Consider the following 12,016-nt stretch of genomic DNA (forward strand, 5'->3'; position numbering starts at 1 on the left):
GTAATTTTCACCTAATTCTTTTTTTCGGATTGTAGCTCTTTATCTATTTCAGCAACTAGATCGTCCATTTCTTTTACAAGATTGGTTAAGCTATTGATATTCCATCTCCTATTGGATATTATTTCCGTATTGATGCTTTTAAATTTATCATCTCGCAATAAAGCGTCATAATCGAAGGGTTTTGCCAGTTCAATTGAATTATTGTTGTTAAATACATATTTTCTGAAATGCTCCACATGATATGGGTAGGAAATATTTTGCTGTAAATTGTTCGACCAAACTTCATTTTCATTTTTAATTATAGAGAATTCTGTTTCGAATATGAAACTTATTTTATTCCGCAGGCTGTCATTAGTAATTAGATCGATACCCTTAGATTTCAGAAAATCGTATCCGCCGGTAACTGGGTTGGATGTAATTGTCCAGAAGTAAACCCCGAAGGCATTGTCTAACTCTGGGTTATATGGTTTGTTATTGTCGAGATAATCTAAAATCATCTCGTTATAGGATAAATAGTCTTTCTCGCTATTAATGCTACGCTGAAAGTTTAATATTGAATGTTGCAGGTTAGACTTAAGTTCATTTAAAAGCTTTATTTCTAATGCTTTTGTTTGTTTAGCTTCATTCAGATTATTTAGATACAATGCCACAAGAATTCCGATAATAATTAGAATAATTTCCCCAATAGCGTAAAGAATATATTTGGCAAATTTGTTTTGTTGCAAATGAAGGTTACGAAGATTTCTAAAGAAATTATTCAAAATTAAATGTATTTATCCCGTTACAATAGTAAAAAACATTTTTTAAATGATTGAAAAGTAATCTATTAGCATGCGTTGCATTGAATCCTACATAGGCCAATAAATAACTAAAAGTGATTGAATTATAAAAAATATTACGAAGGGCAATATTAAATAGCCCATTATATCCCTTGCCTGTAATTTTACGCCCTTACCCATTACAGGCATCACCAGTAATAGATAAAACGGCTGTAGCATATTAGTAATGGTTTCTCCATAAGCGATGGACAAGGAAGCGCGTGAAATCATTTTGGTTATTTCTATTTCTGATAATCCAGTGCCCATCTCGGTTACAGCCTTAATAACACTTGGTCCTACTACTGCAAATTCTCCACCGGCCGAAGGAATTGCAAAATTGACCATGGCACCAGTTAAATAAGCATAAAATGGATAAGTGTCTAATGTTGCAAGCGATGCCATAACTTGTCCGAGACGCTCACCTAAGCCAGTATAGAGCATTATACCCATAATACCAGCATAAAAAGGATATTGGAATAAAATGCCCGAAACGTTACTGCTAGATCGCTGCATGGCCAGCACATATCTCATGGGGGTTTTATGTAGTATTAAGCCTATTATTAAGAAAATGAATATCATAATATTGAAATTCAAATCGAAGCCATTGGTATAAAAATGGTAGATGATATAGACTATACCCATGAGGGAAACCAATAATTGTATTAGACTGCCATTGTTCAATCTATCGGACCAAGTAGGAAAGGGTAATTTTAAACTTTTGGCTTCTTCCTTTATTGTTAATGATTCAGAAGTGTCGCTTGAGGTTATTAATTGAGTGAGTTCTTTGCCTTCGGCAGATTTCGGTTTTAATAAAAACATAACTAGTGGTCCTCCAATAAGCATTATTACTAAAAAAGCCATATTTAGCGATGATTGTAGAGTAAAATTTGTGGGAATGATTTCTCCTAAAACACCTGCATCCATTAAAAAATTATTATTAGTGTTGAGCATCAATGGAATGGTGCTTGAAAATCCCATGACCCAAACGTTCCCTGAAAAATAGGTGCACGCTATCAAAAATGGATAGTTGATACCTTTAACGCGCTTGGCTAATTCCCTTGCAAAAACACTAGTGATTACAATCCAGCCAAAGCTCACAAGGGTTAATATTCCTCCTATAAAAACAACCAAAACATAAACCTGTCCAGGCGATTTAATAATTAGGGTGAGTTTATCAATTGCTTTTCTTACAATAGGAGAGAGTGCAATGCAGAATCCTGTTATTATAATAAGGACAATTTGCATTGCGAAGTCTAGAAGATCAAAGAAACCCTTATACCATGATGTTACGATATTCAGGGGTGAAGAGCCTAACCAAATCAGGGCAATTAAAACGGTTAAAAGGGTTAAAGCCAAGGCAAATACAAAGGCATTTGGCATGTATTTCAGGAAGATTTGGGTTAGTCTATTTCCGAGTTTTCCAATCATAGAATACTTTTATTTAAGGGTGATCAATTTTGTAATAAATAAATTGAGATACACTTTTTTAAACCCAATGATGCAAAAGAAATATCATTCATCAGTCTTTAATTCGTTTTCAATAATTTCCAATGTATGGTTCATTTTTGTTTTAATTTCTTCAGAGGTAATTTGACTGCTTATCGCCCAGAGATTAATTAGTGAGATGAGGCTTTCAAATTCAGGATCGGATCGAACTTTTTCTGGTGTGACATTTGAATCAATGGAATAGTCCGACGGTCGCCAGTTTTTATTGAGATTGGGATTATTTTTCCAAAGCTCTTGTACAATAAAATCATCGGAATTTCTTAGTGTGTAATTCTTTGCCAAGTAAGGGTTGTACTGAAGTAGGATTATATCTTGGAGGCCGTCCTCTTTTCTTCTGAGGTCCTCTAGGTCTCCTGACCAATTGGATAAGATTTTTCTCAATTCCTCATTTTCCAATAAGTTTAGTTTGCCAGAATTTATGATTTCCTCAATAACTCCAGAACGAGCTTCAAAATTGGGAAGGTAACGGCTTAGGCCAATTAAGCTGTCAAGTTTTACAGTATCATTTTTCCCTGAAGAATTTCTAATTGAATTGAGTAGAAGGTTGGTTGCCCCCAACTGCTGATTTCGTTTAGTAATGCTTAATTGTAGGGCATTTAAGTTGTCTTGTAACTCGGTTTTAAGGTTAAGTAGAATGTTGTGTTCAAGTTTCAATTCCTTTTCACGCTCATTCCAGTTATTTACTTGAAGGGCAATTAGAATACCTATGACTACTAATATAATTTCTCCGATAGCATATAACAGATATTTGGATATTTTGCTGCTAAAGAATAGGCGAGCCCTATTCGATCGAAGAAAATTTATCATTGGTTAGTTGGTTTTTCCATAACATTAAATTATAGTTGTAGGAAAGTCCAATTTTGAAAGGGCAAATGCTAATACTAAATTCAGGGAGAAAATTCACCTAATTTATAGGTGATTGATTAAAGATAAGTTTTTTATTGAAATGAAAAATTAAAATCTGAAAACGGGTTGTTCCATAGAAATACATTCCTGGATTAATTAGAAAATGTTATTTCTCCTGAATTCAATCATTTTATTTTTGAAGGTTAGCGAAAATATTGATTATTAAACTGAAGTTTTAAGGTTTAAATAATCGTCCTTTAATTTTTTACGATCAATTTTCCCAGTATCACTTTTAGGAATGTCATCTATGGACAGAAATTTAGATGGGGTTTTAAATTTCGCCAACCTAGTTTTGCAATATTCATTCATTTCTTCTGGTTCTAAATCTGAAGAAAGTTTTAAAAATGCTACTCCACACTCTCCCCATTTTTCATGAGGTGTGCCAATTACGACTGCTTCAATAACTTTGGGATGTCCTCGTAAAACCCGTTCAATTTCTACGGGGTATACATTTTCGCCTCCGCTGATAAACATGTTTTTTTTGCGATCTACAATGAAAAGATATCCCTCCTCATCCATTTTGGCTACATCTCCAGTCCTGAACCATTCGCCGTCCATTGATGAGGTTGTAGCCTCCTCATTTTTCCAATATCCTGGGGAAACCATTGGACCAGAAATTAATAATTCTCCAGCCTCATTGGCTCCTATTTCTTCTCCATTGTCATCAACGACCTTTACCCTTACATAATAATTTGGCCTTCCAATAGAACCCTGCTTTCTAATGGCATCCTTTTGATGTAGGGATGTGAGATTGGGTCCAACTTCGGTCATTCCATAACCTTGACGAATTGGAACGCCCTTTTGGTGGTACATTTTTATTAGATTAATTGGCATGCTTTCACCACCCACAATGATATACTTTAAGCAACTCAAATCGGTTGTTCCGAACTGTTTGAGTTCAGCGATCATTTTCAACATGGTTGGAACCCCCATGAAAAGACTTAGTTCTCCCTCATAGATACAATTTAGGACCTTTTCTGGTTCAAATTTTTTGAGCATTATTATAGTCCCACCATGGTGCAAAACGGGTGTTAAAAGAACATTCCATCCGCCTGTATGAAACAAAGGCATGCAATTTAAAGTTGTAGTTTCTGATGTAATTGTAAGGCTTAAAGAGGTATTGATGCTATTCCAAAAAAGCATTTTATGTGTGTATATCGTTCCCTTTGGGAAGCCTGTTGTACCACTTGTGTATAGAATAAAAATTGGGTCATTTTCAGAGATAACCTCTTGATTGAATTCTAATTGAGACCCTAAATAATCATATAGGGTCTCAATGTTTTCAAATTTATTATTTGTATTAAGGAGGTTTGTGTCGTAGCTATCATTTTGAAAATAAACTAAAGAGCATTCAGCATTGCTCAATATAAAATCGACCTCTTTTGGTGCTAACCTAAAATTTATTGGTACTAATATGAATCCTGCCTTTTGGGCAGCGGCAAAAAGGATTACTTGGGCTAAGTTGTTTTCAGAAAGAATACCAATTCTGTCTCCTTTTTTTAGATTCAATTTAGTTTTAAGATGGATTGCCAAAGCCGATCCTGCATAATGGATTTCTCGGTATGTAAGACTTTGGCCGGATTCTATATCCTTTACCGCGATCTTATCCGGTGTATAGCCGTTCCATTTTTTAAACCAATCAAATGTATTTAGCGACATGTCTAAATTTACAATTTAAAGGCATTGGCAGCAAATGCTAATCCTCCGCCGGATCCAATAAAGAATGCTGTGTCTCCTTCTTTAATCTTACCTTTTTCCCAAGCGTCATGAAACGCCATTGGTATGCAAGCTGACCCTGTATACCCATAATCGTGCATAACAGTGTGGGCCTTATTTTTTTCGACTCCTAAAATATCTAGTGCTTCCCAAATGGCATTAATATTTATTTGGGTCATAAAATAATGGTCAACTTCAACGGGATTAATATTCATTTTTTTTGCCAAATCCATCGCTAGACTACTCCATATTTGAGGATTCAATTCAGGCGGAAATTTTTTAACAAACTTTAATTTATGATCCTTGTTTTTCAATACTTTTTCATTTACAGGTTGATGGGTTCCGCCAGCATAAATTCCCATCCAACCGGCATATTCTCCTTTGGTAATAAATTTACCGGTTTGGTACCCGGAGTTTTTCTCTTCTGTCGCTGTAAGGATAACTGCTCCTGCACCATCTGCGAATAAAGTAACCGTTTTTTTGTCGGTTTTGTCTAAGTATTTACTCATGGCATATGCCCCAATTACAAGTGCATTTTTTATCCCCCCACTTCTTATAAAATGTGCTGCCGTTTCTGTGGCAGTAACAAATCCTGCACAGGCTGAATTCAAATCGAAAGTACCAGCATTTGTTAAACCTAATCGATGCTGAAGTACAGAAGAGGTCGAAGGTGAAATGTATTCTGGGGTATCGGTGGCAACAATTAATAGGTTGATATCAGTTGCTTTCAAGCCTGCATTTTTCAAAGCCATTTTGGCGGCACCTTCACATAGATCAGCAGTTGACTCATGTTCACTGCACCATCTTCTATTGTAAATATGAACATTCTCCCTGAGCCATGTATCAACATCCTCGCCCAATAATTCATTGAAATAGGAGTTGGGTAGGATATTCTCGGGGACATGCATCCCCGAGGATATTATTTTTGCATTTGTCATGCTATCGTTTCTTAACTTGTTTATTAGAATTTATTAGTCCAATTGAATTGTTGCTTGAATGGTATAAAGACCGCCTGTTGGAGGCGCTGCAGTAAATTCACGCATTTCGGTATTAAATAAATTAACGGCTGCGAATGATAAGGTTAACGTATCACTAACATGATAACCGAAATTCAAATCAAAGGTTAGAAATCCTCCTAAAGGTCCATAGTTATAAGAATCACCACTTGGGGCATTTTCTATAATTGGTAATCCTCTATAGCTATAACCAGGAAGTGTCTCAGAGGCAATTTGAAAACTTGAGAAGTAGTTGTATTCTTCAACCCATCTACTAAATACAGAGCCAAAGAACTTGCCGCCGTTATAATTTAATCCTAAACCAAATTTATTCTTAGGTGCGTTTACAAGGAAGTCTAAAAAGTTGACCTCACCATCGTTGTTGAAGTCGTTGTTTTCGTCATCTTCGTCAAAAGAATAATCAAAGTATGAGTAGTTAAAGTTCATACTCACCTTAGGTGAAAAGTTGTAGGTGAAGCTAAGGTCAGCGCCATAAGTATGCACCTCTCCAAAATTGATATATGTAGCAACTAAACCATTGTAGAATGCATATCCGTCCTGTACCTCAGACATTGGGGTATCTCCTCTCTGTGTGGCGACCCCGACAACCGTTACCGGGCTTAAGAAATCTTTATTGATGTTATAATATGCATTGATGTCTGTATATAGCTTTTTGGATAGATTGCCTCTATATCCGACTTCAAAAGAATTTACCTTTTCAACGTTTTGGGATTCTACCTTAGAGCCATCTGTTAAAGTAAAGCCATCTGAGTTTCCGAGTATTAAACCAGAAAAGAGATTTCCATATAGATTTAGAATTGTTGGAGCCGCAATCCCTTGCCCATAAGTAAGTCTGAAAGCACCAGAATTTACTTCTTTCATTATGCCGAATTTTGGGATAAAGTTGGTTCCGTAGATTTCATGATTATCTATCCTGGCCGCACCAAGAATTTCAAATCCGCCACCTAAATCATAAGTTAAATGTGCATATCCGCCTATTTGGCTCAAATTGATAAAATCATCCTCATCTTCATCTAATAGATAGGTGCCTTGGCTATTAGCCTTATCTAACTGCCACTGTACTCCAGCAACTAAATCTAGTTTTCCGAAGGTGTTGTAATACTGTGCCTCCGCATTCCAACGACGGGAATCGTCTATAAACTTAGCGCCACTAGCATAAGAAAAGTCTCCGGAAGCCTCTTCGTGACTCAGACCTGCATCTATTCCACGATAATACTGCTTAGTTCTCTCGTCAATAGCATAGGTGTCATCTGTTTTACTAGTAGTATAATAGGCTTGAGCAAAGAAATTTTTAGTCTTGTAGCGCAATTGCATAAAACTAATTCTCCAATCCACAATCTGATTTCTACCAACATTAGTAGGAGCCAAATACGTGCTGTTGCTATGACCATAAGTCGCTATAATATCTGTGCCTTTTTTAGGTGAGAAGTATGCACTTAATTCTGTTTTTAAGAAACGTACGTCATTGTCTAATTCAAATTCTTCATAGGCTTCCTTTACTCCGTCAACTCCAGGGTTTCCATTTGCATCTTTTCTATCGATGTAAACAGAATCTGCATATTTATATTCCGTGGCCTTGGTGTATTCACCAGTAGCTTTTACGGCCCATTTATCACTTAATTTTTTAGCAAATCGTAGACGTCCTGAATAGTATCCATTACCGTCGCTATTAACCCCAGCGTTAGCAGCAATTGTAGTTCCTTCATATTTTCTTGGATCTTTGGTGATAGTATTAATTAAACCGTTATGGGCATTAGGGCCATATAGAGTTGCATTAGGCCCCAAGATGACTTCAATTTGTTCGGTGTCTTCTTTAATAGTGGTGGTCAATGGTCCCATTGGAAGTCCAGTCGCAATTAATGTAGACAAACGATCATCCACCACTTGAAGATTTTTTGAGTTAAAATTGGAATTGAAACCTCTAATGTTGAAGGCTGGAGTTGCAATACCTGCCCTGAAATAATCTATACCTTTTTGCCTAGAAATTAATTCCGCAGGATTTCCGGCATAGTCTTCAATTTGTTTAGCGCTTATCGCCACAACAGTAGAAGGTGATTCTGTGATTTTTTCTGCCTTTTTAGAACCGGATACAATTAAAACTTCACCTAAAGAAACACCAGGGTTTAAAGTTACGTTAAGAACATTTTCCCCCGCTGAGATTGTAATCTGTTGAGAATTCACTTCATACCCTACATAAGATACCTCTAGGGTGTAAGTGCCTTGTTCCAAATCTAGTCGATAGTTGCCGTCCAAATCTGTAGTCGTTCCCGTTTTTCCGTCTAATACATAGACGGTGGCACCTGACAGTGCTGCACCTTCATTGTCTGTGACTTTTCCTGTAAGGTAGCTATCCTGAGCCTTGACAATAAAGCCCAAGAAAATAAAAATTGACGTAATTAAAAATTTCATAGTTAATGTTGGATTAATGATACTAGTTAGTCTTGTTTAAAATGATGTTATTAGTGATTTCTGTTTGATCCCATTGCACAAAATGGCCTGATTCCCCTATCAAAGTGACATTAATATTTGGGTGATTCTCTTTAAGTTGATCCACCAAAGATTGCATTGTTAAATCTGGGTGTAAAATCTTGTTAGGTACCAACAGGTCATTCTTGCTAAATAGAATATTTATCGGTGCTTTTATTGTAGATAATTGATCATAAATGGGCTCATTGAGCATGGCAAAAATGCAATCCACAACCGTTTCGCAGTACTCTTTATATTTTTCCTTATCTGCTTTAATAGACAAGCGATCCTCGTACATAAATAGAGCGTCTTTAGGTACTTTTGCTCCATAAAAATTAACGTCAAAATTTTGTTTAATTTGGGCGTCAGATAGGTTGAGATATAGGCCTTCTGTAATTACTGCTTTAAACCAGTTTCTGTCTTTTTCAGTGAAAGTCTCTATCCCGGCAGGTGACAGCAAAACTAATCGTTTTAACCATTTGGGGTGTTTCGTCAGAGCTAGTTTTGAAATGATCTGTCCGCCCATGGAATGCCCTACGAGAACAATGTTTTTTAGTTTTTTGGTTTTTACAAATTCTTGGAGGATTTCACCGAATTTTTCGAGACTTGGCGTGGAGTTTAATGCTTTTGTTTCTCCAAAACCAGGTAAATCTATCGCATAGGTTTTACCATGTTTGGAAATTTCTGGAATTGTTTTATTGAATGCTTTAGAATTGCTTCCAAGGCCATGGACAAGCAAGAAAGTTTGATTTTGGTTGTCCCCAGCCTCTAAATAATGCATTTCAATACCGGCTTTGAGAAGTGAAATATGTTTAGATTTTATGTTTTGAGCCATGACAAAATTGCCTAAAAGGATTAGGGTAATTATTGAGGTGGACTTTTTGGAAAGCCCCATAATCATTACTGTGACTTTAATTTTATTTTGCCACTTCATTCTTCATCGGATTCGTTACGTAAACTATCATTGCAATAATTGTTGAAATTATAAGTGCTAAGGCAGAAGCCACAGCTGGATTTTTTACTGCCATCCCCTTCATGTAAGGAGTTAATTCCAAATAATAGACGCTGAAATGGGTAATTACTGCTACAATACTTGCAATAATGGGAATTGTCTTGTTTTGTGTCTTTGTAAATATTCCAAAAAAGACTGGAACAAATGCGGCTGAGAAAAAAGCGTAAACCCCATTTTGGGCAAAAATACCGACACTTAAACTCGGACTTACTAATTGTTGATAGGACAATATTATGGATGCAATTGCAACAACCACAATTAACATTTTGTTGACGCTAATTGCATTAGTATTAGAAATACCTAAACCTTTTAAAATTGGAAGTAAAAAATCGTTTGTAATTGTTGTAGGGATGGACTGAATTAAGCCTTCCAAGGTGGATAGGCCCGCAGCAAACAAACCTAAAATAACCAATATGCCAACATATATTGGGAATCTTTGCACAACATAGGCTGGCATTAACCCATCCATTTTAAGGACTTCGCCATTCATTGTTAATTCTGGGAACATTAATCGTGCATAAAATCCGGCAAATACAACTGAGAAAAACAGAATTAATATGATGATGGTGTAAAACAAAAATTTGTTTACCTGTTCGTCTTTTTTAATCAATAATGATTTGGTTAAAATATGGGGTTGACAAACAATTGCAATTCCCACAATAGCATTACAAACTACCACCTCAAAAAAGTCTCTGAATAAAGGGCTTTCAGAATTAAAGGGTTTGGTTAGCATTGGGTCTATGTGATTTAACCGTTCAAAAAGTCCGGTTCCCTGGGCTTGAAACATATATTCAGCTCCAGATCCAATTAACAAAATGGCTACTATTACCATAAGAATCGCTTGAATGGAGTTGGTATAAACCATGGAATTGGCCCCGCCAATAGACATATAGGTGAATACAATAATTACTAAGGTTATTAGCACATACAATTCCTCCACATTTAATGCTTTTGAAACAACCTTGGTAATTCCTACACAAATAAGAACAATAAAGGTGATTAGAAGAATGCTTAGGAATCCAAAAAACACTTTCAAGAATTGTGAATCATATCGCTTTCCTAACCAATCGGCAATGGATATGGACTTTACATTCACACCATATTTTCTAAATTTTTTAATGAAGATTATAAGAGCAAAAAAGATGGAAATGGGCATAACAACACCAAATGCCAAATAAGCACTAAGTCCATACAATGAAATAAATCCTGGGTTTATAATAAATGTTGCTGCGCTCGTTAAAGAAGCTGCTAAAGACAGACTGACAAAAATGGTAGAGAAGGATTTGTTCCCAACCGCATAAATTTCAATAGAATCCACTTTAGCCCTTGACTTAATGGCTAAAACAAAAAATACAGTAATAAATACTATTAGGCTAATTAAAGTAACTAGGCTGTCAGAATTTCCCATATTAGTTAGTTGGCAAAAAAACTGTTTATTAATTAGGGATTTCATAAAATATCCCTGAATTATATGTGCAGCATTCAAGTCAATATTAAGGCAAAGAATAAGAATTACTTAAAATGAAATTAAAAAATGGCTATGGACTTTTTTGTTATTTCAGGGTATGAATTATCAATATTTCTCTTAAATCTAAGAATTGGTCGCCTTAAGAAGGCCATTTGTGTTATAGCGGTGAAGGTTTGAAGGGTTTATTTCCTAAAATGTATCTGAAAAACCATAAAGTCAGGATTATTAAAAAATTATATTAAAATGCTTATAATCAAATAAATAAAATTTAAGTAAACATGTTAATAATAAAAAGTCTATGTATTACTTTGTAATATTTTATCTTTAAACGGCTATTTTAAGTTTAGTTTTGATAGAAAATTTATAAAAATGAATAGACTAACTAACAAAGTAGCCATTATAACTGGTGGGGCAAAAGGAATTGGTAAAGCAACAGTAGAGTTGTTTCTTAAAGAAGGTGCATCCGTCATTTGCTGGGACATTGATGAGGTAGCGGGCAATAAATTATTGGCGGAAAATGAGGGTAATGACCTTTCTTTTTACAAAGTCAATACTTGTGATAAGGAAAACATAGCATCTGCTATTTCATCTATTGTTGATACTTATGGACGGATTGACATTTTAATTAATAATGCCGGTATTACTAGAGATGCGACTCTTAAAAAAATGACTGATGAGCAATGGCAAACTGTTTTAAATGTTAATCTAACTGGCGTTTTCAATTGTACCCAAGCGGTTTCTAATGTAATGGTTGAGCAGGGTAGTGGTAGTATTGCTAACGCTGCATCCATTGTTGGACTTTATGGAAATTTTGGACAAACCAACTATGTAGCCACCAAATCAGGTGTTATAGGAATGACAAAAGTCTGGGCTCGAGAATTGGGTAGAAAAGGTATAAATGTAAATGCAGTGGCTCCCGGTTTTATTGCCACAGAAATGGTAACCACCATACCGGAAAAAGTTATTTCGGACTTAGAATCTAAAACCCCTATGGGCAGATTGGGAAGTCCTATGGATATTGCCTATGCCTATCTTTATTTAACCAGCGATGAAGGAAAATTTGTCAATGGTGCGGTATTGAGCGTGGATGGAGGTTTGGTTATGTAAT

General features: G+C 35.7%; 9 protein-coding genes. 1 reads left to right on the plus strand and 8 read right to left on the minus strand.

Features of this window, described 5'->3' with window-relative positions:
- Positions 1-11 precede the first annotated feature (11 nt).
- The 8 genes from ISU00_RS09670 to ISU00_RS09705 form a co-directional block, all read right to left on the minus strand.
- Positions 12-761: a DUF6090 family protein gene (locus ISU00_RS09670; protein WP_228850455.1), complete on the minus strand. Its 750-nt coding sequence runs from the start codon at positions 759-761 to the stop codon at positions 12-14.
- Positions 762-848: 87 nt separating this feature from the next.
- Positions 849-2,246 carry a TIGR00366 family protein gene (locus ISU00_RS09675; RefSeq protein WP_228850456.1) on the minus strand — a complete coding sequence of 466 codons (1,398 nt, stop codon included), beginning with the start codon at positions 2,244-2,246 and terminating at the stop codon, positions 849-851.
- Positions 2,247-2,330: 84 nt separating this feature from the next.
- Positions 2,331-3,131, minus strand: a complete 801-nt coding sequence (locus tag ISU00_RS09680; protein ID WP_228850457.1) for a DUF6090 family protein — start codon at positions 3,129-3,131, stop codon at positions 2,331-2,333.
- Between the two features lie 261 nt (positions 3,132-3,392).
- Positions 3,393-4,889, minus strand: a complete 1,497-nt coding sequence (gene menE / locus ISU00_RS09685; RefSeq protein WP_228850458.1) for an o-succinylbenzoate--CoA ligase — start codon at positions 4,887-4,889, stop codon at positions 3,393-3,395.
- An 8-nt stretch (positions 4,890-4,897) separates the two neighbouring features.
- A complete protein-coding gene (locus ISU00_RS09690; protein WP_228850459.1) occupies positions 4,898-5,884 on the minus strand; it encodes a 3-oxoacyl-ACP synthase III family protein in 987 nt (328 codons plus the stop codon).
- 33 nt (positions 5,885-5,917) lie between these two features.
- Positions 5,918-8,371 (minus strand): TonB-dependent receptor, encoded by a 2,454-nt coding sequence (locus tag ISU00_RS09695; RefSeq protein ID WP_228850460.1) that lies wholly within the window; start codon positions 8,369-8,371, stop codon positions 5,918-5,920.
- Positions 8,372-8,393: 22 nt separating this feature from the next.
- Positions 8,394-9,362 carry an alpha/beta fold hydrolase gene (locus ISU00_RS09700; RefSeq protein ID WP_228850461.1) on the minus strand — a complete coding sequence of 323 codons (969 nt, stop codon included), beginning with the start codon at positions 9,360-9,362 and terminating at the stop codon, positions 8,394-8,396.
- Positions 9,346-10,848: a sodium:solute symporter family transporter gene (locus ISU00_RS09705; protein ID WP_228850462.1), complete on the minus strand. Its 1,503-nt coding sequence runs from the start codon at positions 10,846-10,848 to the stop codon at positions 9,346-9,348. The genes ISU00_RS09700 and ISU00_RS09705 overlap by 17 nt, the downstream gene beginning before the upstream one ends.
- Positions 10,849-11,277: 429 nt before the next feature.
- On the opposite strand from ISU00_RS09705, the gene fabG reads away from it, so the two are divergent.
- On the plus strand, positions 11,278-12,015 hold the full coding sequence (gene fabG / locus ISU00_RS09710; protein WP_228850463.1) for a 3-oxoacyl-ACP reductase FabG: 738 nt from the start codon (positions 11,278-11,280) through the stop codon (positions 12,013-12,015).
- Position 12,016 lies beyond the last annotated feature (1 nt).

This window comes from Aegicerativicinus sediminis, from assembly GCF_015476115.1.
Taxonomy (GTDB): domain Bacteria; phylum Bacteroidota; class Bacteroidia; order Flavobacteriales; family Flavobacteriaceae; genus Aegicerativicinus; species Aegicerativicinus sediminis.

Bases quoted from the DNA above. Each gene is read 5' to 3' on its own strand.
- ISU00_RS09675 (WP_228850456.1), bottom strand. From the start codon at position 2,246: ATGATTGGAAAACTCGGAAATAGACTAACCCAAATCTTCCTGAAATAC.
- ISU00_RS09680 (WP_228850457.1), bottom strand. From the start codon at position 3,131: ATGATAAATTTTCTTCGATCGAATAGGGCTCGCCTATTCTTTAGCAGC.
- menE (WP_228850458.1), bottom strand. From the start codon at position 4,889: ATGTCGCTAAATACATTTGATTGGTTTAAAAAATGGAACGGCTATACA.
- ISU00_RS09690 (WP_228850459.1), bottom strand. From the start codon at position 5,884: ATGACAAATGCAAAAATAATATCCTCGGGGATGCATGTCCCCGAGAAT.
- ISU00_RS09695 (WP_228850460.1), bottom strand. From the start codon at position 8,371: ATGAAATTTTTAATTACGTCAATTTTTATTTTCTTGGGCTTTATTGTC.
- ISU00_RS09700 (WP_228850461.1), bottom strand. From the start codon at position 9,362: ATGAAGTGGCAAAATAAAATTAAAGTCACAGTAATGATTATGGGGCTT.
- ISU00_RS09705 (WP_228850462.1), bottom strand. From the start codon at position 10,848: ATGGGAAATTCTGACAGCCTAGTTACTTTAATTAGCCTAATAGTATTT.
- fabG (WP_228850463.1), top strand. From the start codon at position 11,278: ATGAATAGACTAACTAACAAAGTAGCCATTATAACTGGTGGGGCAAAA.